This window comes from Streptomyces sp. YIM S03343, assembly GCF_054729195.1.
In genome coordinates this window covers 2,110,663-2,132,241 of record NZ_JBPUKX010000001.1, presented here as the reverse complement: position 1 = coordinate 2,132,241, position 21,579 = coordinate 2,110,663, and the positions used below count along the sequence as shown (strand labels likewise).

Annotated in this window: 13 protein-coding genes and 1 pseudogene; 10 read left to right on the top strand and 4 right to left on the bottom strand. The window is 68.1% G+C overall.

The genetic code is table 11. The features are described 5' to 3' along the window. The 3 genes and pseudogenes from ACSYGN_RS09145 to ACSYGN_RS09135 form a co-directional block, all read right to left on the bottom strand. On the bottom strand, nucleotides 1-744 hold the full coding sequence (locus ACSYGN_RS09145) for a transglutaminase-like domain-containing protein (protein ID WP_460393727.1): 744 nt from the start codon (nucleotides 742-744) through the stop codon (nucleotides 1-3). A 134-nt stretch (nucleotides 745-878) separates the two neighbouring features. Beyond that, nucleotides 879-1,211 carry a histone-like nucleoid-structuring protein Lsr2 gene (locus ACSYGN_RS09140; protein ID WP_460393725.1) on the bottom strand — a complete coding sequence of 111 codons (333 nt, stop codon included), beginning with the start codon at nucleotides 1,209-1,211 and terminating at the stop codon, nucleotides 879-881. A gap of 53 nt (nucleotides 1,212-1,264) precedes the next feature. Next, nucleotides 1,265-1,483 (bottom strand): annotated as a pseudogene (locus tag ACSYGN_RS09135) (CGNR zinc finger domain-containing protein); the annotation flags it as partial. A gap of 297 nt (nucleotides 1,484-1,780) precedes the next feature. Here ACSYGN_RS09135 and acnA point away from each other — a divergent pair. From acnA to ACSYGN_RS09120, 3 genes are all read left to right on the top strand, one after another. Further along, nucleotides 1,781-4,498 (top strand): aconitate hydratase AcnA, encoded by a 2,718-nt coding sequence (gene acnA, locus ACSYGN_RS09130; protein WP_460393723.1) that lies wholly within the window; start codon nucleotides 1,781-1,783, stop codon nucleotides 4,496-4,498. 392 nt (nucleotides 4,499-4,890) lie between these two features. Continuing rightward, entirely contained in the window at nucleotides 4,891-6,597 is a 1,707-nt protein-coding gene (locus tag ACSYGN_RS09125; protein ID WP_460393721.1) for a sensor histidine kinase, read from the top strand. Nucleotides 6,598-6,940: 343 nt separating this feature from the next. Beyond that, on the top strand, nucleotides 6,941-8,041 hold the full coding sequence (locus ACSYGN_RS09120; protein ID WP_460393719.1) for a lytic polysaccharide monooxygenase auxiliary activity family 9 protein: 1,101 nt from the start codon (nucleotides 6,941-6,943) through the stop codon (nucleotides 8,039-8,041). Nucleotides 8,042-8,573: 532 nt separating this feature from the next. Here the strand turns inward: ACSYGN_RS09120 and ACSYGN_RS09115 are convergent. Further along, on the bottom strand, nucleotides 8,574-12,377 hold the full coding sequence (locus ACSYGN_RS09115; RefSeq protein ID WP_460393717.1) for a GH92 family glycosyl hydrolase: 3,804 nt from the start codon (nucleotides 12,375-12,377) through the stop codon (nucleotides 8,574-8,576). A gap of 511 nt (nucleotides 12,378-12,888) precedes the next feature. Here ACSYGN_RS09115 and ngcE point away from each other — a divergent pair. The 7 genes from ngcE (at nucleotide 12,889) to ACSYGN_RS09080 (ending at nucleotide 21,575) form a co-directional block, all read left to right on the top strand. After that, complete coding sequence (ngcE, locus tag ACSYGN_RS09110) at nucleotides 12,889-14,406, top strand: N-acetylglucosamine/diacetylchitobiose ABC transporter substrate-binding protein (RefSeq protein WP_460393715.1); 1,518 nt, start codon at nucleotides 12,889-12,891, stop codon at nucleotides 14,404-14,406. Nucleotides 14,407-14,575: 169 nt separating this feature from the next. Next, the gene (locus ACSYGN_RS09105) at nucleotides 14,576-15,511 is read left to right on the top strand and encodes a carbohydrate ABC transporter permease (protein WP_460393713.1); all 936 of its coding nucleotides are present in this window, start codon (nucleotides 14,576-14,578) and stop codon (nucleotides 15,509-15,511) included. A 53-nt stretch (nucleotides 15,512-15,564) separates the two neighbouring features. Then, a complete protein-coding gene (locus ACSYGN_RS09100; RefSeq protein ID WP_460393711.1) occupies nucleotides 15,565-16,500 on the top strand; it encodes a carbohydrate ABC transporter permease in 936 nt (311 codons plus the stop codon). A 202-nt stretch (nucleotides 16,501-16,702) separates the two neighbouring features. After that, nucleotides 16,703-17,902: an ROK family transcriptional regulator gene (locus ACSYGN_RS09095; protein WP_460393709.1), complete on the top strand. Its 1,200-nt coding sequence runs from the start codon at nucleotides 16,703-16,705 to the stop codon at nucleotides 17,900-17,902. Nucleotides 17,903-18,105: 203 nt separating this feature from the next. After that, nucleotides 18,106-19,194 carry a sugar ABC transporter substrate-binding protein gene (locus ACSYGN_RS09090; protein WP_460403325.1) on the top strand — a complete coding sequence of 363 codons (1,089 nt, stop codon included), beginning with the start codon at nucleotides 18,106-18,108 and terminating at the stop codon, nucleotides 19,192-19,194. A 273-nt stretch (nucleotides 19,195-19,467) separates the two neighbouring features. Beyond that, nucleotides 19,468-20,259, top strand: a complete 792-nt coding sequence (locus tag ACSYGN_RS09085; protein WP_460393707.1) for an ATP-binding cassette domain-containing protein — start codon at nucleotides 19,468-19,470, stop codon at nucleotides 20,257-20,259. Next, nucleotides 20,256-21,575, top strand: a complete 1,320-nt coding sequence (locus ACSYGN_RS09080; protein ID WP_460393705.1) for a sugar ABC transporter permease — start codon at nucleotides 20,256-20,258, stop codon at nucleotides 21,573-21,575. The genes ACSYGN_RS09085 and ACSYGN_RS09080 overlap by 4 nt, the downstream gene beginning before the upstream one ends. The last annotated feature ends 4 nt before the right edge of the window (nucleotides 21,576-21,579 follow it).

Below are 21,579 nucleotides of genomic sequence, written 5' to 3'. Positions count from 1 at the left end.
TTATCGTCGCTGTCCGCTCCCGCACCCCAGATGTCCCACAGCAGTGTCTCGACCTTGTTCAGCGCCGCGAGGTCGAGCCGGATGCTGCCTGCCACGAACCACTCCCCGACCATCGGCCCCTCCTGTGGGGGAGTCCGAAGGTCTTCGGGTCCGCCTCGCCCGCTCGGATGGCCTGCCACGCCTTGCCCGCGACCAGAAAGGGTCGCGTGGCACGTCCATCGGGTCGAAGCCGATCCTGAAGGTGTCGATGACCATCGGGTCGGCCAGTTCGGGATCGGCGAGCAGCCAGCCCCGTTCGGTGTCCCAGTACTCGGTCACCATGTGGTCGCCGTGGAAACCGTCCGGGCCGAAGTAGTCGGCGAAGCCGGACCGCAGGCGCGCGGGAACGCCTGCGTGGCGCAGGAACGAGCAGTGCAGCAGCGCGAAGTCGCGGCAGACGCCGACGAAGCGGTCGCCGACATCACGCCGTTGCGTCAGCGGGGCGTCGTTGCGGTCGATGATGATCCGCAAGATGTCGTCGAGGTAGCGCGACTCGGCATCGTTGTGCAGGCGGTCCTGCGGGATGGCATAGCGGAACTGTTCGCCCTCCAGACGGTGGACCATCAGATCGCGTGCCACGCAGGCGAGTTGAGTCGGATCGTCCGGTAAGTCCGCATAGAGCGGGGCGAGGCTGCCGGGGTTGGAGAAGGCGCTCTGCGCGGCATAGAAGGCGGCAGCGTCCGGTGCGAGGCGAGCGGATGGCATGGTTGGCCCCCAGAAGGAATCGGCCGCATGTTCGATTCCTGGGCCGGTGCTCCTTACCGTGTCAAGATTTCCCGGCAATTGTCCAGGCCCGAGGTCACCGTGCGCGCCGCCGCGATGGTCCTGGAGTCCCTGGGTCAGTGGGCGGCTTCGAACGCCTCTCGGATTTCACCGGGGACGCGACCGCGGTCATTCACCTCATAGCCGTTCTCGCGAGCCCATGCACGAACCTCTTCCGCACTAGGACCGGCCGCGGCACCCCTGTGCACCCGACCCGTCACCTTTGTCCGGCCCATCTTTCGGCCCGTCTCGATGAACGGCCGGAGCGCTGCGTCTAGTTTGTCGTAGCTCTCCGGGGTGAGGTCGATTTCGTACTCAATGCCGTTCAGGGAAAACCTGTGCGTGCTCACCTCGTCCGATTCCGTACCGGTGAGGTCGTCCGAGTAAACGGTCACAATCTTCTGAACCATGAACGGATGCTACCCCCCGCTCCAGTCGCTTCCGCAGCCGGAGAGCAGAACGCTCAGCCTTTGGTGAGAATGCTCAGGCTTCGTTGCGACGGATCAATTTCGCTCGATTGTTCCGTGGGGTGGGAGCGGCGATGGGCTGCGACTCGTTCGCGGGTCGCGCACCGGCGGGAGCGGTAGCGGCGTTCGGGGCCGCTGACCTGGGTGATGAAGACGTTCTGGCAGCCGGGTGATGCGCAGATCCTGCCGGGCGGGCGCCGGCGGTCCCAGACGATCAGCCCTGAACAATCGCTCGGCCTTGGGTGAGAAGACTTGGCGGTCACCAACCTTCGGCGGCGACGCTCAGCCTTCCGCAGCGACGCTCAACCTTCGCCGCGAGAGATCGACCGAGCCCGGCATGACCATCCGGCCCCTATGTACTAGAGTTATCTCGACATCGAGATATCTGCCGAGGCGCACCGCAGTCGCCACCCGAGTAAGGGTCACCTGACTTAGCCTGACCTCAGTGGAAGGGCCAGGTCGGCGTGGCGGCAGGGTGCGGTGGTACGCGCACAAAAATGAAGGAGACTGTCGTGTCGGCGAACAGCTTCGACGCCCGCAGCACGCTGCCGGTGGGCGACGAGTCGTACGAGATCTTCCGGCTGGACAAGGTCGAGGGCTCCGCGCGCCTTCCCTACAGCCTGAAGGTGCTGCTGGAGAACCTGCTCCGCACCGAGGACGGCGCGAACATCACCGCCGACCACATCCGCGCCCTCGGCAACTGGGACTCGCAGGCCCAGCCGTCGCAGGAGATCCAGTTCACCCCGGCCCGCGTGATCATGCAGGACTTCACCGGCGTGCCCTGTGTCGTCGACCTCGCCACCATGCGCGAGGCCGTCAAGGAGCTCGGCGGCGACCCCGCGAAGATCAACCCGCTGGCCCCGGCCGAGCTGGTCATCGACCACTCCGTCATCGCCGACAAGTTCGGCACCCACGAGGCGTTTGCGCAGAACGTGGAGCTGGAGTACGGCCGCAACCGCGAGCGCTACCAGTTCCTGCGCTGGGGGCAGACCGCCTTCGACGAGTTCAAGGTCGTCCCGCCCGGCACCGGCATCGTCCACCAGGTGAACATCGAGCACCTCGCCCGGACCGTCATGGTGCGCGGCGGCCAGGCCTACCCCGACACCCTCGTCGGCACCGACTCCCACACCACCATGGTCAACGGCCTCGGCGTCCTCGGCTGGGGCGTCGGCGGCATCGAGGCCGAGGCCGCGATGCTCGGCCAGCCGGTGTCGATGCTCATCCCGCGCGTCGTCGGCTTCAAGCTCACCGGTGAGCTGCCCACCGGCACCACCGCCACCGACCTCGTGCTCACCATCACCGAGATGCTCCGCAAGCACGGTGTGGTCGGCAAGTTCGTCGAGTTCTACGGCGAGGGCGTCGCCGCCACCTCCCTCGCCAACCGCGCCACCATCGGCAACATGTCGCCGGAGTTCGGCTCCACCGCCGCGATCTTCCCGATCGACGACGAGACCCTCAACTACCTGCGCCTGACCGGCCGCAGCGACCAGCAGGTCGCGCTCGTCGAGGCGTACGCCAAGGAGCAGGGCCTCTGGCTCGACCCCAAGGCCGAGCCCGACTTCTCCGAGCGGCTCGAACTCGACCTGTCGACCGTCGTCCCCTCCATCGCCGGTCCCAAGCGCCCCCAGGACCGCATCGTCCTCGCGAACGCAGCCGAGCAGTTCAAGCAGGACGTACGCAACTACGTGGACGCCGTGGACGAGGCGGGCCAGGAGTCCTTCCCGGCCTCCGACTCCCCGGCCGTCGCCCCCAACGGCGCGCCCAGCAACCCGGTCCAGGTCACCGCCCCCGACGGGACGGTCTACGAACTGGACCACGGCGCCGTCACCGTCGCCGCGATCACCTCCTGCACCAACACCTCCAACCCGTACGTCATGGTCGCCGCCGCCCTGGTGGCCAAGAAGGCCGTCGAGAAGGGGCTCACGCGCAAGCCGTGGGTCAAGACCACGCTCGCCCCCGGGTCGAAGGTCGTCACCGACTACTTCGACAAGGCCGGGCTCACCCCGTACCTCGACAAGGCCGGCTTCAACCTCGTCGGGTACGGCTGCACCACCTGCATCGGCAACTCCGGCCCGCTGCCGGAGGAGGTCTCCAAGGCCGTCAACGACCACGACCTCGCCGTGACGTCGGTCCTCTCCGGCAACCGGAACTTCGAGGGCCGGATCAATCCCGACGTCAAGATGAACTACCTCGCCTCCCCGCCGCTGGTCGTCGCCTACTCCATCGCGGGCTCCATGAAGGTGGACATCACGCGCGACGCCCTCGGCACCGACCAGGACGGCAACCCGGTCTACCTGAAGGACATCTGGCCCACCGAGGCCGAGGTCAACGACGTCGTCGCCAACGCCATCGGCGAGGACATGTTCAGCAAGTCCTACTCCGACGTCTTCGCCGGTGACGCCCAGTGGCAGGCGCTGCCCATCCCCACCGGCAACACCTTCGAGTGGGACCCCGAGTCGACCTACGTCCGCAAGCCCCCGTACTTCGAGGGCATGGGCATGGAGCCGGAGCCGGTCTCCGACATCTCCGGCGCCCGCGTCCTGGCCAAGCTCGGCGACTCGGTGACCACCGACCACATCTCGCCCGCCGGTGCCATCAAGGCCGACACCCCGGCCGGCCAGTACCTCACCGAGCACGGAGTCCAGCGCCGCGACTTCAACAGCTACGGCTCCCGCCGCGGCAACCACGAGGTCATGATCCGCGGCACCTTCGCCAACATCCGCCTGCGCAACCAGATCGCGCCGGGTACTGAAGGCGGCTACACCCGCGACTTCACGCAGGACGGCGGGCCTGTCGCCTTCATCTACGACGCCTCCAGCAACTACATCGAGCAGGGCATCCCGCTGGTCGTCCTGGCCGGCAAGGAGTACGGCTCCGGCTCGTCCCGCGACTGGGCCGCCAAAGGCACCGCGCTCCTCGGCGTCAAGGCCGTCGTCGCCGAGTCGTACGAGCGCATCCACCGCTCCAACCTCATCGGCATGGGCGTGCTCCCGCTCCAGTTCCCGGAGGGTGCCTCCGCCCAGTCTCTCGGGCTGACCGGCGAGGAGACCTTCTCCGTCACGGGTGTCGAGGAACTCAACAACGGCACCACCCCGCGCACGGTCAAGGTGACCACCGACACCGGCGTCGAGTTCGACGCGGTCGTCCGTATCGACACCCCCGGTGAGGCCGACTACTACCGCAACGGCGGCATCATGCAGTACGTGCTGCGCAACCTCATCCGCAAGTAACAGCCCCCGGCGGCAGCCGAGTTGCGATGAGCGGGCCGCGTTCCCGGATCCCCGGGGGCGCGGCCCTTCGCCGTCCGTGCACGATACGCAAGCCGTCCGTGCGTCGCCGCCGGGCCGTCCGTACGCCGCCCGCCGGCCGTCCGTGCGCCGCCCGCCGGCCGTCCGTGCGCCGCCCGCCGGCCGTCCGTGCGCCGCCCGCCGGCCGTCCGTACGCCGCCCGCCGGCCGTCCGTACGCCGCCCGCCGGCCGTCCGTGCGCCGCCCGCCGGCCGTCCGTACGCCGCCCGCCGGCGGTCCGTATGCCGTACTCCGCCCGTCAGTTGCGCGCTTCTGCACGGGTATGACTCAGTGCGGCCACAGGGTTCTCTCAGCGGACTGGGACACGATCGGTACATGACTGGCATTCCAGGGTCCCCGGTGCGCGGGCGGCCGCCGTACGCGGCCCGCAGCGTGCGGAAACGTTCCGCGCGCCCCCGCCTGCGCGACCGGCTGCGCACGCGGCTGCGTCACCGCCTGCCCGGGCGGTCGCTGCGGGCCCGGTTGCTCGCGTTCCTCGGCATCACCCTCGTGGCCCTCTGCGCCGCGATGGCGCTCACCACCGCCTATGCCCAGCGGGCCTATCTGCTCGACGGGCTCGACGACCGCGTGGGCGACGCCGCCGAGCACAGCCTCAGCGACGCCTCGCTCCGGCCGCAACTCCCCGCCGACCTGACCTTCCTCGGCCAGCCCGGCCAGCCCGCCGGACTGCTCGCCGCCCGTGTGGACGACGACGGCACCGTCCTCGCCGCCGAGGTCGTCCGGCAGGGCACCGACCCGCAACCGCTCGACGCGACCCAGCGGGCGGCCCTCGCGGGGGTCACGGCCGACGGCGCGATGCACACCCGCTCCGTCCCGGGGCTCGGCACCTACCGGGTCGGGGTCCTGGAGGCGGACGGCATCCGCGTCCTCACCGGGCTGCCCATGGCCGACGTGCAGCGCACCATCGGCCGGCTGGTGCTCGTCGAGTCGGCGGTCGCGGGCGTGGGGCTCGCAGTGGCGGGCTGCGTGTGCGCGGTGGTCGTACGGCGTCAGCTCCGCCCCCTCGGCAGGGTCGCGGCGACCGCCGCCGCGGTGTCCCGGGCACCCCTCGGCCACGGCGAGGTCACCGCTCTCGCCCGGGTGCCCGAGCACGACACCGACCCCGGCAGCGAGGCCGGTCAGGTGGGCGCCGCCCTCAACCGGATGATCGACCATGTCGAGTCCTCCCTCGCGGAACGCCGCCGCAGCGAGGAGCAGGTCCGCCGCAGTGAGGAGCGCATGCGCCGGTTCCTCGCCGACGCCAGCCATGAACTCCGCACACCGCTCGCCTCGATCGCCGGATACGCGGAGCTGATGAACCGCGGCGCGAACCCTGTGGAGCCGCTGCTCGCCTGGCGCCGGGTGTCGGCCGAGTCGGCCCGGATGACGGGGCTGGTCGAGGACCTCTTGCTGCTGGCCCGGCTCGACGAGGGCCGTCCACTGGAGTCCGCCGAGGTGGATCTGACCGCGCTGGTCGCCGAGGCGCTGTGGGACGCGCGCGCCGCGGGCGGCGGCGGTCACGACTGGCAGCTCGAACTGAGCCTCGACACACCGGCGTCGGTTCGGGGCGACGCGGCACGGCTGCGTCAGGCGGTCGCCCATCTGCTGGCCAACGCCCGCGCCCATACGCCGCCCGGCACCCGGGTGGTGGCCTCCGTCGAGGCGACGGCCGGCGGCTGTGTGATCCGTGTGCGCGACAACGGGCCTGGTATCGCCGGTGAGTTGCTGCCCTCCGTCTTCGACCGCTTCACACGCGCCGACGCCTCCCGCACCCGCGCCGAGGGCACCGGCGGCGGCTCGGGGCTCGGCCTCGCCATCGCCGCGGCGATCATCACGGCGCACGGCGGGCGGATCGGGGTGGAGAGCGTGCCGGGGCACACGGAGTTCCGGGTCGAGTTGCCGGGGGCGGGTATGGCGGGCACGGCGGGTACGACCGAAGTGACGGCGACCGGTGCGGTACCGACGGGCGTGGCACCGACCGGCGCGGCGGTGACCGGACTTCCGGAGGGCGGTACGGGCGTCGCGGTGGTGCCGGGAATCTGACCACTGGGGCCGAATTGCCGTGCGCCGCCGGTGACTTGACCCCGCCGTACGACCTCATCAGTACGCCACAGACCGTTTACAGCTTTGCCCGTTCGCGCTAACTTCACCAAGGAGTGGGATGGGAGCGCTCCCATCGGTGGACCGGAACCCGTCGTGGGAGCTGCTCCCGTCCCGCCTCGCACGCGCGAGGACGTGCGCGTGCAAGAACCACAAGAACCCCTGCGCGCGTGAGGACCGCTGCGCGTGCAGGGGCCGGTCGGCCGACAGCGCACGCGCAGGGACCCCGTATCCGCGTCCCCATCCGCATGCCCGTGGATCACCCATCCGCAGAGGTATATCTGTCATGCATACGACAACATCGCCACCATCGCCCACCCCCCGCCGCCTCCGATTACCGCTCCCCGCCAGCCGCCCCCGGGCCGTCTTCCTCGTACTCCTCGCCCTCCTCGCCACCCTCCCCGCCCTCGCGCTGATCGTGGCGACCGGTACCCGGGCCGAGGCGCACGGCACCCCGATGAAGCCGGGCAGCCGTACCTTCCTGTGCTGGCAGGACGCGCTGACCAGCACCGGTGAGATCAAGCCCGTGAACCCGGCCTGCAAGGGGGCGCAGCAGGTCAGCGGGACCACGCCGTTCTACAACTGGTTCTCGGTACTGCGCTCCGACGGCGCCGGCCGCACCCGCGGCTTCGTGCCGGACGGCCAGCTGTGCAGCGGCGGGAACCCCAACTTCTCGGGCTTCGACCTGGCCCGCGACGACTGGCCGGTGACCCATCTGACCGCAGGCGCGACCGTCGACTTCTCGTACAACGCGTGGGCCGCGCACCCGGGTTGGTTCTACGTCTACGTCACGAAGGACACCTACGACCCGACCAAGCCGCTCACCTGGGACGAGATGGAGGACCAGCCCTTCCTCACCGTCGACCACCCGCCGCTGAACGGCACCCCGGGCACGGTCGAGGCCAACTACTCGTGGTCCGGCCAGCTTCCCGCGGGCAAGACCGGACGGCACATCGTCTACATGGTGTGGCAGCGCTCGGACAGCGCCGAGACCTTCTACTCCTGCTCCGACGTCGTCTTCGACGGCGGCCACGGCGAGGTGACCGGCATCCACGACCCGGGCAACCCGACCGAGCCCCCGCCCGGCACCTGCACCGCCACCCGCCGCACCACGGGAAGCTGGCCGGGCGGCTACCAGTCCGAGGTGACCGTCACCAACTCCGGTGATGTCGCGATGCTCGGCTGGATGGTCGACTGGACACTGCCGAGCGGCCAGTCGGTGGCCAGCCTGTGGAACGGCAACGCCACCTACAGCGGACAGGATGTGATGGTGCACAACGCCGACTGGAACGGCTCGCTCAGTCCCGGACAGAGCACGACCTTCGGCTATGTCGTCAGCGGCAACGGCGGGGACAGCGCGACGACCCTGCCCTGCCAGGTCGGCTGACCGGCGCACGCAGGCAGCCCGGCTACGGCTCTTTGACAGCTCGGGGCGGACCCGGTGGCGGTGCACACCGGGTCCGCGAGCCGGCCGGCTCGGGGGAGGCGCCGGTCCGGTGAGGGTGGCTTGTGACGACGCCGCGATGCGACAACGTTGTCTCATGCTGCAACACGACTTTATCGCTTCAACGGACAATGACGTCAAGGTAGTTGGTGTACTCGGCACAGATGACACGGTCACTTCCGGTTGGCTGGCCCGAACGGGCAATCGTGGAGGACATGCCGTCTGCGCAGAGGGGCAGTCTTCCGCGTCGCCCGCGTCTCGCCGCGGCTTGTGCAACGCGTGGTGCGCGACCCGTCCGAAGGAGGAGGGGTCGCGTCATGTCCTCCACGGCGCGTCCGCTTCACCGACCTGCACGTCTTTACCCTCGCGACGGGCCCGCAGGCCGGCTGACCCGCACAAAGCACCACCGGACAAGAAGGCGCCCCGCCGGTCAGTCCCAGCACCGGCGGGGGCGCCCCTCATGATGACTTGGACGTCACGCCAGCAGCTCCACCTCCGCCAGCGTCGACTCCCCGTCCAGCACCAGCCGGTACTTCGCGTACGAGCCCGGCGTCTTCACCGAGAACGCCCGGGTCTGCCGGTCCCAGGTGAACGACTCGCCGGAGCGCTTGTCCAGGGTCTGCCATGTGGTGCCGTCCGCCGAGCCCTGGAGGGTCCAACCGGTCGGTGCCTTGGTGTGGTCCTTGGACGAGGTGAGGGTGTACTGGACCGCCTTGGCCGCGGCGCCGACCGGAAGGTCCACCGATGTCACCGTGGCGTCCGTCGCCGAGGTGTTGTCGAACAGGGCCCCGTCGCCTTTCAGTACGTCCGCTCGCGGCGTCGGCACCTTGTCGTTCTGCGTGACGGAGACCGGGGCGGCGTTCCTGCCGGTGCCCCACGAGGACGGCTTGGAGCCCATGGCGAACTCCAGGACACCGCCCTTGGACAGCATCGTGTGGGGGAGCGACGTCGAGTTCCAGGCACGGCCGTTGAACTTCACGCCCTGCACGTAGACGTTCTTCGTGCTGTTCTTCGGCGCCTTGATCACCAGGTCGTGCCCGTTCTCCAGATGCACGGTCACCTTGGTGAACAGCGGCGAGCCGATGGTGTACTGGCCGCTGCCCATCACCAGCGGGTAGAAGCCGAGGGAGGAGAAGAGGTACCAGGCCGACTGCTCGCCGTTGTCCTCGTCGCCGTGGTAGCCCTGGCCGATCTCGCTGCCCACGTACAGCCGCGAGAGCGCCTCACGGACTTTCGCCTGCGCCTTGTACGGCTCACCGGCGGCGTCGTACATGTAGATCACATGGTGGGCGACCTGGTTGGAGTGGCCGTACTGGCCCATCCGCACGTCCCGCGCCTCGGTCATCTCGTGGATGACACCGGCGTAGGAACCCACGAAGTCCGGGGAGGCCGTCTCCGGGGTGGAGAAGTACGTGTCCAGCTTGTCGCCGAGGGCCGACCGGCCGCCGTAGAGATTGGCGAGGCCACGGCTGTCCTGCGGGGCGGTGAAGGCGTAGCCCCAGCCGTCGGTCTCGGTGTAGTCGTAACCCCATACGCGCGGGTCGAACTTGGCGGAGTCGACGCGCCAGTTGCCCTTGTCGTCCCGGCCCTGGAAGAAGCCTGCCTGCTTGTCGAACAGGTTGACGTAGTCCTGGGCGCGGTTGAGGAAGTACGCCGACTCCTCCTTGTAGCGCTTCTCTCCCGTCTTCTTGTAGAGCTCCTGGCCCATCCTGGCGATGCCGTAGTCGTTGACGTAGCCCTCCATCGCCCACGAGAAGCCCTCGCCCGTGGAGGTCGTGGTGTAGCCGAGGAAGGGGGAGGTGGTCATGCCCTTGCGGCCGACGCCGGACGCCGGAGGCACGACGGTCGCGTTCTTCACGGCCGCGTCGTACGCCGCCTTCGCGTCGAACTTCACGCCCTTGACGTATGCGTCGGCGAACGCCACGTCCGAGGAGGTGCCGGTCATGAGGTCCGCGTAGCCCGGCGAGGACCAGCGCGAGGTCCAGCCGCCGTCCTTGTACTGCTGCACGAACCCGTTGACCATCTCACCCGCCTGACTGGGCGTCAGCAGTGAGTACGCCGGCCAGGTGGTGCGGTAGGTGTCCCAGAAGCCGTTGTTGACGTACACCTTGCCGTCGACGATCTTCGCGCCGGTGTGCGTCGGGGTGTCCTGGCTCGGCATCGCGGAGAACGGCGAGGCGTACCGGTACGTGCCGCCGACCTTCTCGAAGCCCGAGTTGGGGTACAGGTACAGCCGGTACATGCTGGAGTACAGGGTGGTCAGCTGGTCCGAAGTGGCGCCCTGCACCTCGATCTTGCCGAGCAGCTTGTCCCAGGTGCGCTGGGCGCGGGCCTTGACGGTGGTGAAGGAGGTGCCGTCGGGGATCTCCTGCGCCAGGTTGTCCTTCGCCTGGTCGATGCTGATCAGCGAGGTCGCAAGGCGCAGGGTGACGGTGTGGTCCGAACCCGCGTCGAAGCGCAGATAGCCCTTGACGCCGCTCGACGAGCCGTCCGTCACCGGCTTGTCGAAGACGCCGTAGACGAACAGCCGGGTCGCGCCGGTCGACAGGCCGGACTTGACGTCCGAGTAACCGGTCACCGTGCCGGTGGACTTGTCGAGGGTGAGGCCCGCCTGGTCGGTGACGTTGTCGAACAGGACGCTCGCGTCGGCGCCCGGGTAGGTGAAGCGGAGCGCCGCCGCGTGGTCGGTCGGGGTCATCTCGGCCTTGAGACCGTTCTCGAACGTCACGCCGTAGTAGTACGGCCGCGCGGTCTCGTTCTCGTGCCGGAAGGCCAGCGCGCGGGCCGAGCGCCCGGTGTCGGGCGTGCCGGAGACGGCCGACGGCATCACCTGGAAGGTCTGCCGGTCTCCCATCCACGGGCTCGGCTCATGGCTCGCGCTGAACGCCTGGATGGTCGGCAGGTTGTCGGAGTTGTTCGCACGCGCGTAGTCGTACAGCCAGCTCAGCGAGGACGCGTTGGTCACCGGCGTCCAGAAGTTGAAGCCGTGCGGCACCGCCGTCGCCGGGAAGTTGTTGCCCCGCGAGAACGAACCGCTGGAGTTGGTGCCGCGGGTGGTGAGCACGTAGTCCGAGAGGTGGGCCTTGGGCTGCTCGGGTGCCGCCCGGTCGAGCTTCACGTCGTCCAGCCAGCCACGGAACTTCGCCGGGCCGCCGGGGGAGTCGTAGGCGATCAGGATGCGGTCGACGGTCTTGCCCGCCGCCACCGAGCCGATCCGCGCGATGACGTTGTTCCACTGGTTGACGTACAGCACCTTGGCGGCGCCCTGCCCCTGCGGGGTGAGCGCGAAGCCGTGCTGGTCGGTGGCGCCCAGGGAACTGAGGTGGGTGCCGTCGGTGAAGACGAGGTCCACGGAGACGTTCGTGGCGTCGTAGTCGCGGTCCCCGTCGGCCATCTGCGGGAAGATCCGGTACGAGAGTTCGGTGTCGCGGCCGACCGCCACATTCACATCGAAGATCTTGTTGTACGAGTACGCCCGCCCGTCGGCCGTGTGCCGTCCGGCGTAGCGCAGCGCCCGCTTGCCGGTGAAGCCCGCCGCCGCCTTCGCGGTCGGCGAGCCGCTCGGCCCCCGGTCGACCAGCGACAGCATGTCCTGCGGCACCGGGCCGCCGCTGCCGCCGGTGGAGAACTGCACGTCGGCGAGCTGGACGATGCCGGAGGCGCCGTTGTTCTTGGTGACGTCGAGCCGGAAGTGCTGGTACTCGGCCGGTTCGGCGAGGTCGTAGGTCTTGGTCTGGAAGCGCTCGGGGAACGTCTCGCCGGAGCGGGTGTCGACGGTCTTCCAGTCCTTGCCGTCCGCAGACCCCTGGAGTGTCCAGTCCTTCGGGTCGCGCTCGGCGTAGTCGTTGGCTGACGTCATGCCGTAGGTGACGATCTTCACCGGCTTGTCGAAGTCGAACTCGACCCAGCCGGTGGGCTCGAAGGTGAGCCACTTGGTGCTCGACTCGCTGTCGACGAGGTTCTCCTTGACCTCGCCCGCCCCGGAGTTCTCCCCGCTCGCGCGGAGATCGGTGACGTGGTCGTCGACATTGCCCGGAATGCCGTTGCTGTAGCCGCCGTCGACCCCGGAGGCACGCTTGGCCCCGTCCGGGCCGGTGTCGACGGTGTTCAGCCAGTCAGGAGCCGGGTCGCCCGTCTCGAACGAGGACGCGAACTCCCGGTCGGCCACCGTGGCTTGGGCGGGTATCGCGACCGCCGCCCCCTGCGAGCCGACCGCCAGTGTGAAAGCGGCCGCGAGGACGACCGCCGGACCCCATCTGTGCCGAGTTCTGCGCTGCATCAGCCAGCACCCTCCCTGCGCGTGCGGACAACGTTGTCAACTTTCTGCGCAAGGTCCAGTAGGGCGGCAAGTGGCCAGTGATGTCAAGGGTGTTGGGTGTGGCATTCGGGGACAATGTGGTTCATTGCCCGCACCGGGAATCCACAGCGGGGTCATATTTCCGGCAGGTCTCACTTCGGAAAAGACCAATGGCCAACTCTGTGCCCGATCTTGTCGGTTGGCGTGGAGTGGACTATACCTGTCCGCGTCCGCGTAGCCGTTCGACGGGCCGTGAACGGCCCCTGGGGGAGACCGAAAGGGTGGTTTGACGTGCGGAATCCGCATGTTGCCGGGCCTGTCGGTGATTCCCTTGTCCAGCAAGGATCATGACGGACCATCACCTAAGCGCCACACGGAGCATCGCCCGAACCATCGCACGAAGGACTGCCTGCACGAACCAGCTCGACCCGATCGCGGTGCCGGTCAGGATCCGGTTCACCGCCTGAGTCCTGGAGAAGGCGAGGACTTGAGCATGGGATCCACGTCAGCCGAGAACAGCAGCCCCCACGACGGCACCCCTCACGACGGCACCGGCCACGACGGCACCGGCCCGACCCCTGGCACCGGCGGCCTCCACGGCGTGGGCCGCCGCGATCTGATCCGGCGTTCCGCGGCGCTCGGCCTGCTCTCCGTACCGGCGCTGGGCGCCCTGTCCGCCTGTGCGAGCGGCGGCGGGGGTGACGGCGGGGACAAGGGCGCGACCGAGGGCAGAACCTCCAAGTCGAACCCCTTCGGCGCCAAGAAGGGCGGCACGCTCGACGTCGTCATCTTCAAGGGCGGCTACGGCGACGACTACGCCAAGGCGTGGGAGGCCGACTTCGACAAGAAGATCGGCATCGGCTCCACCCACACCGGCACCCAGGAGATCACCGGCAAGCTCCAGCCCCGCTTCAACGCGGGCAACCCGCCGGACATCGTGGACGACTCCGGTGCCCAGCAGATCAAGGTCGACGTCCTCTACAAGAACGGCCAGCTCCTGGACCTCGCCGCGGTGCTGGACGCGCCTTCCGTCGACGACCCGGCCAAGAAGGTCCGTGACACCCTCATCCCCGGCACCCTCGACCCGGGCGTCCAGGAGGGCAAGGTCGTCGCCCTGAACTACATCTACACGGTGTGGGGGCTGTGGTACTCCGGGAAGCTCTTCAAGCAGAAGGGCTGGACCGCACCGAAGAGCTGGGACGACCTGATCACCATCTGCCAGGACGCCAAGAAGCAGGGCATCGGCGGTCTCGCCCACCAGGGCAAGTACCCGTACTACATCAATGTCGCGATCATGGACATGATCGCCAAGCAGGGCGGGATCGACGCCGTCAAGGCGATCGACAACCTCGACCCCAAGGCGTTCGTCGGGTCCGACGCCGCGCAGGCGGGCATCGAGGCGATCTACGAGGTGGTGGAGAAGGGCCTGCTGATGCCCGGCACCAACGGCCTCACCCACACCGAGTCGCAGACCCGCTGGAACCAGTACAAGGCCGCCTTCATCACCTGCGGCTCCTGGCTGGAGAACGAGCAGCTCAAGCAGACCCCCGCCGACTTCGACATGAAGTTCCTGCCGATGCCGCTGCTCGACGGCGCCAAGATGCCGTTCGAGGCGATCCGGGCCGGCTCCGGCGAGCCCTTCATCATCCCGGCCAAGGCCAAGAACCTGCCCGGCGCCAAGGAGTTCATGCGGCACATGCTCTCCAAGGAGTGGTCGACGCTCTTCGCCAAGCAGGCCAACTCCCTGACGATCCTCAAGGACGGCGTCGACCCCACCGTCACGCTGCGCCCGGGCACCCAGTCCACCGTGGAGGCGTCCAAGGCGGCCGGGGACAACACGTTCCGGTATCTGTACCTGGAGTGGTACAGCGAGATGGACACGGCGATCCAGAACGCCTCCAACGAGCTGATGGCCAAGCGCATCCAGCCCAAGGAATGGCTGAAGCGCTGTCAGGCCGCGGTCGACAAGGCGGCCAAGGACCCGGCCGGCAAGAAGAACCACCACGACTGAGTCCGGTAGGCGGCCGACGGCGGATGGTGAGCGCTGACCAGGGCCGACGACGGCCGCCGACGCTCGCTCGATGAGAACCGCCACCGGACCGGGGACGACGCCCGTACCGCCGTGCGCCGTGCGGCCGCGTCCCCGGTCCGGTCGGCACACCCAGGGGGCAGGGACGCCAATGCGTAAAGGGCAGTATCGGTTCGTCGCGGGATTCCTGCTGGTCCCCGTGGCGCTCTATGTGATCTTCGTGATCTGGCCGTACATCCAGACCTTCGGCTACTCGCTGACGGACTGGAAGGGCCAGTCGCAGACCTTCGACTTCGTCGGGCTGGACAACTACCGGGCGCTGCTGAAGGACGACGTCTTCCTTCAGGCCATCTGGCACAACATCCTGTTCCTCGTCTTCATCCCGGTGATCACCATCCTGCTCGCCCTGTTCTTCGCGTTCATGGTGAACGCGGGCGGGCACGGCAGGGCCGGAGGGGTGCGGGGCGTGGCCGGCTCCGGGTTCTACAAGATCGTCTACTTCTTTCCCCAGGTGCTGTCCCTGGCGATTCTCGCCGTGCTGTTCAACGCGGTGTACCGCAGCGACGGCGGCGGTCTGCTCAACGGCTTCCTGATCAAGCTCGGGCTGGTCGACGCGAACAACCCCGTGGAGTGGCTCAACGAGCCGGACATGGTCCTGTGGGCGCTGATCGCCGTCGTGGTCTGGCACGGGGTCGGCTTCTACCTGGTGCTGTTCTCCGCCGCCATGCAGTCCGTGCCCAGGGACATCTACGAGGCCGCCCTGATCGACGGGGCGGGGCGCGGCCAGTCCTTCTTCCGTATCACCCTGCCGCTGCTGTGGGACACCGTGCAGACCACCTGGGTGTACCTCGGCATCGTCGCCATGGACATGTTCGTCCTGGTGTCGTCGATGACGCAGAACATGGGCGCGTACGGGGGCGGCCCCGACCACCACAGCGACGTGATGTCGACCGTGATGATGCGCAACTTCCAGTACTTCGGAAAGAGCGGCTACGCCTGCGCCATGGGCGTGGTCATGCTGCTGCTCACCCTGGTCCTGTCCGTGGTCACGCTGCGCGCCACCCGCCGTGAGCGCATCGAGTTCTGAGCGCATCGAGTTCTGAGCGGGAGTACCGATTCCGAGCGGGAGCAACAACTGACATGAGCACATCCCTCAAGGAGAACGCCGCCCAGGGCGGCCCCGTCCCGCCCCGCCGGGCCGCCGCGAAGGCGTCGGCGCGGTCCTCGGACGCCCGCGGCGAGGGCGTCGTACTGAATGCGTTCTCGCACGGCTTCCTGGCCCTGTGGGCGCTGCTGATCGTGCTGCCGCTGATCTGGCTGGTGCTGAGCTCCTTCAAGACCGACACCCAGATCGGCGGCTCGGCCTTCGGCTGGCCCGCGCACTGGTCCCTCGACGTGTTCCGCCGCGCCTGGGACAAGGGGATCGGCGACTACTTCCTGAACACCGTGATCGTGCTGGCCTTCTCCGTGCCGCTGACCATGCTGTTCGGCTCGATGGCCGCCTATGTGCTGGCCCGCTACCGCTTCCCCGGCAACCGGTTCCTCTACTACTTCTTCGTCGCGGGCGCGATGTTCCCGGTGTTCCTGGCCCTGGTGCCGCTGTTCTTCATGGTCAAACGGCTGGACATGCTGAACACCTACCAGGGCCTGATACTCGTCTACATCGCCTATTCGATGCCGTTCACCGTGTTCTTCATGCACGCCTTCTTCCGCACCTTGCCCACGGCGGTGTTCGAGGCGGCGATCCTGGACGGCGCCTCGCACACCCGGACGTTCTTCCAGGTGATGCTTCCGATGGCGAAACCTGGGCTGATCAGCGTCGGGATCTTCAACATGCTGGGGCAGTGGAACCAGTTCATCCTGCCGACGGTCCTGATGCAGCCGCAGACCGGTTCCGACCCCGAGCGCTATGTCCTCACCCAGGGCCTCATCCAGCTCCAGCAGCAGCAGGGGTACGCGTCCGATCTTCCGGTGCTGTTCGCGGGTGTGACGCTCGCCATGATTCCCATGCTCGTGGTGTATCTCTCGTTCCAGAGGCAGGTGCAGGCTGGTCTCACCTCCGCCACCTTGAAGTAGCGTCGGGGGGACTGGTGTTCAGAGTGTGAAAGACTCGCCGCCATACCGCTTGCGGCGCCTTTCGCGTGCGTGTTTGAGGGGGGCATGCCCCGATCCGGCTCAACCTCTTGACGGAAGGCGACCCGAACGGCTCAGCTTAGAGTTCACTAGTTGGACATGAACGGGACCTCATCGAAGCGGTCCCGCCGCGCAGGAGGTCGTCGTGGAGACTCCGGGGTCGCAGTCGTCGCTGCACCGAGCCAACCTGGAACGGGTCGTACGGGCCGTACGGCTCGCCGGGTCGCTGACCCAGGCGGAGATCGCGAGGACTACGGGGCTGTCGGCGGCGACGGTCTCCAACATCGTGCGCGAACTCAAGGACAACGGCACGGTCGAGGTCACCCCCACGTCCTCCGGAGGCCGGCGGGCCCGCAGCGTGTCGCTGAGCGGGGACGCCGGGATCGTCATAGGAGTGGACTTCGGGCACACCCATTTGCGGGTCGCGATCGGGAACCTGGCCCATCAGGTACTGGCCGAGGAGTCCGAGCCGCTGGATGTGGACGCCTCCGCCGCCCAGGGCTTCGACCGGGCGGAGCAACTGGTCAACCGGCTGATCGACGCGACCGGCGTCAACCGGTCGAAGATCGCCGGGGTGGGCCTCGGCGTACCCGGACCGATCGACGTGGAGTCCGGCACCCTGGGCTCCACCGCCATCCTGCCGGGCTGGACCGGCACCCGTCCCGCCGAGGAGCTCCGGGAGCGCCTCGGCGTTTCCGTGCACGTGGACAACGACGCCAATCTGGGTGCCCTGGGCGAACTGGTCTGGGGCAGCGGACGGGGCGTCCACGACCTCGCCTACATCAAGGTGGCTAGCGGCGTCGGCGCCGGACTGGTCATAGACGGCACGATCTACCGCGGCCCGGGTGGCACAGCAGGAGAAATCGGTCATATTACTCTTGATGAATCCGGGCCGGTCTGCCGCTGCGGAAACCGGGGCTGTCTGGAGACCTTCGCGGCAGCGCGCTATGTGCTGCCGCTGCTCCAGCCCAGCCACGGTGGTGGCCTGACCATGGAGGGCATGGTCCGGCTGGCGCGGGACGGGGACCCGGGCTGCCGTCGGGTGATCGCTGACGTCGGCCGTCACATCGGACGTGGAGTGGCCAATCTCTGCAATCTGCTCAACCCGAGCCGGGTTGTCCTCGGTGGTGATCTCGCCGAGGCCGGGGAACTGGTGCTCGGTCCGATCAGGGAGTCGGTCGGCCGCTACGCAATTCCCAGCGCGGCACGGCAGCTCTCCGTTCTTCCCGGGGCGCTCGGGGGCCGTGCGGAAGTTCTCGGGGCACTCGCTCTCGCGCTGAGCGAGATGGGTGATTCGACACTTCTGGACGGCTCGCTGCAATCGGCGGCACCCGCCTTCACTTAGAGGTGGCACCCGCCTTCAGCAGAGGCGGGCATCCGCCTTCACATAGAGGTGAGCACCCGCCTTCACTTAGAGAACGGATTGCGCCGTTGCCAAGCCGTTAAGAATTTACTTCTTGACGTCGTACGTGCGGCCGAGTTGACTTCCAGCCACCTCGGCCGCACCGTTGCGGCCCTGTCAGGGAGGCACCGCAAATGAACGCAATGATGCGTAGCGTCGTGATCGGAACGGCCGCGGTTTCCATGGCTGTTTCCATGGCCGCATGTGGCAAGGCCGGAGACAACAACAAGAGTGACTCCGGCAGCAGCAGTTCGGGCGGCAAGACCATCGGCCTTCTGCTTCCCGACAGTGTCACGGCACGGTACGAGAAGTTCGACAAGCCGTACTTCGAGGCCAAGGTCAAAAGCCTCTGCTCCGACTGCAAGGTCGAGTACGCGAATGCCGCGGGTGACCCGGCCAAGCAGGCCCAGCAGGTCAGCAGCATGATCACCAAGGGTGTCAAGGTGATCGTGATCTCCGCCCAGGACTCCGCCGCGATCAAGTCCTCGATCCAGACGGCCGTCGACAAGGGCATCAAGGTCGTCGCCTACGACCGTCTGGCCCAGGGCCCGGTCTCGGCGTACGTCTCCTTCGACAACGTCAAGGTCGGTCAGCTCCAGGGTGAGGCGCTGCTCACCGCCCTCGGCTCCAAGGCCACCCCCAAGACCAAGATCGTCATGATCAACGGCGACGACGCCGACCCGAACGCCGGTCAGTTCAAGCAGGGCGCCCACTCCGCGCTGAACGGCAAGGTGACCATCGCCTACGAGCAGTCCGGCCTGTGGAAGGACACCGTCGCGGCGCAGAAGATGTCCGCCGCCATCACCCAGCTGGGCGCCAAGAACATCGCGGGCGTCTACGCGGCCAACGACGGCATGGCCGGTGGCATCGCCAACACCCTGAAGGGCGCCGGTATCTCCGGCATCCCGCTGACCGGGCAGGACGCCGAACTCGCGGGCATCCAGCGCATCGTCGCCGGTACCCAGTCCAGCACCGTCTACAAGGCGTTCAAGCCCGAGGCCGAGGCGGCCGCGCAGCTCGCCTACAACCTGCTCCAGGGCAAGAGCATCACCTCGCAGGCCACCACCACCCAGACCAGCGGCTCCGGCAACAAGGTGCCCTCGCAGCTGCTGACCCCGGTGTCGGTCACCGTGGCCAACATCAAGGACACGGTCGTCAAGGACGGCCTCTACACCATCCCCCAGATCTGCACCGCCGCCTACGCGAAGGCCTGCAAGACGGCCGGCCTCGAGTAGCACACTGGCACAAAGGGAACCCGAGTTCCCTTTGTGTCGACGACTGCGCGGGCGACCGCCCATGACGGCCGCCATTCGCGCGGTCCCGCGATAAAGCCTTCCGACGGCTGCCCGGCATTTTCGACCACAATGCCGGGCGGGCGCCGGAACAAGCCGTTGCCGATGGCAGCGGATTCGCGCATGTTCATTCTGTAAACCGTGCATCGCGCACACCCTTCCGCGTCTTCGGCGAGTGTCAGGCGCGGCATCCCCGCCGGTCAGGCGGCGAAGGAGATGATTCACGTGTCCGCTACGCCCGTGCTGGCGTTGCGCGGAATCTCCAAGCGATTCGGTGCGGTCCAGGCCCTCACCGACGTAGATCTGGAGGTCCACGCCGGAGAAGTGGTCGCCCTTGTGGGCGACAACGGCGCAGGAAAGTCGACCCTGGTCAAGACGATCGCGGGTGTTCACCCCATCGATGAAGGCGTCATCGAATGGCAAGGCAGTCCGGTCAGCATCAACAAACCGCACGACGCCCAGGGACTCGGCGTGGCGACGGTCTACCAGGACCTCGCGCTGTGCGACAACCTCGACGTGGTCGGCAACCTCTATCTCGGGCGCGAACTGCTGCACCGGGGCGCCATCGACGAAGTCACGATGGAGAAGAAGGCCCGGGAACTGCTGGACACGCTCTCCATCCGGATCCCGAGCGTGCGCATCGCGACCGCGAGCCTCTCCGGCGGTCAGCGCCAGGTCGTCGCCATCGCGCGCGCCCTCATCGGCGAGCCCAAGGTCGTCATACTCGACGAGCCCACCGCCGCCCTCGGTGTCGAGCAGACCGCCCAGGTGCTCGATCTGGTGGAGCGGCTGCGCGAGCAGGACCTCGCCATCATCCTCATCAGCCACAACATGGCCGATGTGAAGGCCGTCGCGGACACGGTCTCCGTGCTGCGCCTGGGCAGGAACAACGGTGTCTTCTCCGTGAAGAACACCAGCCACGAAGAGATCATCGCCGCGATCACGGGTGCCACGGACAACGCCGTGACCCGTCGTGCGGGGCGGCGCACCACGGAGGCGGCGAAGTGAGCGACACGTCCAAGGTTTCCAAGACGGACGCCGCGCCGGAGCAGGACACTGTGGCTCCGTCCGACGACCCCACGGCCGCTCCGGTCACCGTCGTCGACCCGCGGCTGCTGGTCCGCGAGGAGGGCCTCAGGGGCTACCTCACCGAGTTCAAACGCAAGGTCAAGGGCGGTGAGCTGGGCTCCCTGCCGGTCGTCATCGGGCTGATCATCATCTGGACGATCTTCCAGCTCCAGAACGACCGCTTCTTCAGCGCCGACAACCTCTCGAACATCAGCTACTTCATGTCGGCCACCGGCATGCTCGCGATCGGCCTGGTGTTCGTGCTGCTGCTCGGCGAGATCGACCTGTCCGTCGGATCGGTCAGCGGTCTTGCGTCCACCCTGTTCGCGGTCTTCGTCGTCCAGCACGGCATGAACGACTGGCTGGCGGTGGCCCTCGCCGTCCTCTGCGGCATCGCCATCGGCGGGCTGCAAGGCTGGTTCTTCGCCCGGATCGGTGTACCGGCGTTCGTCGTGACCCTGGCCGGCTTCCTCGGCTGGAACGGTCTGATGCTGTGGCTGCTGGGCTCCAGCGGCACGATCAACATCCCGGCCGAGAGCGGCCCGGTGCATCTGCTCGGCCAGAGCTCCTTCTTCATGGACCAGGCAGTCATCGGCGCGTACCTCCTGGCCGGTCTCGGTGTGGTGCTGATGCTGGTCGGCTCCCTCAGCGAGCAGCGCCGCCGCCGGGCCGCGGGAGTGCCGTTCCGGGCCACCAGCGAGATCCTGCTGCGCGTCGGTCTGCTCGCCGTGGCCTCCTTCGCGGCGGCGGCCGTGCTGAACAACGCCTCCGGGGTGTCCAACGCGCTGGTGATCTTCCTCGCCTGTCTGGTGGTCGTCGACTTCGTGCTGCGCCGCACCACCTACGGCCGCAAGATCTTCGCGGTCGGCGGCGGCATCGAGGCGGCCCGCCGCGCCGGTATCAGCGTGCCGATGATCCGTATCACCGTGTTCGCCATCTCCGGCGGGTTCGCGGCGGTCGGCGGCATGTTCTTCGCGGGCCAGACCGCGAGCGCCACGCTGAACGCCGGCGGCGGCAACACCCTGATGCTGGCGATCGCCGCGGCGGTCATCGGCGGCACCAGCCTGTTCGGCGGGCGGGGCAGTGTCTGGTCGGCCCTGCTGGGCATGCTGGTCATCCAGTCGATCCAGACCGGCCTCGACCTGCTCAACATGAACACGTCCATCCAGTACATGATCACCGGTGCGGTGCTGCTGGGGGCCGTGGTCATCGACTCCGTGTCGCGCCGTAGCCAGAAGGCTGCGGGGCGGGCGTAGTCCA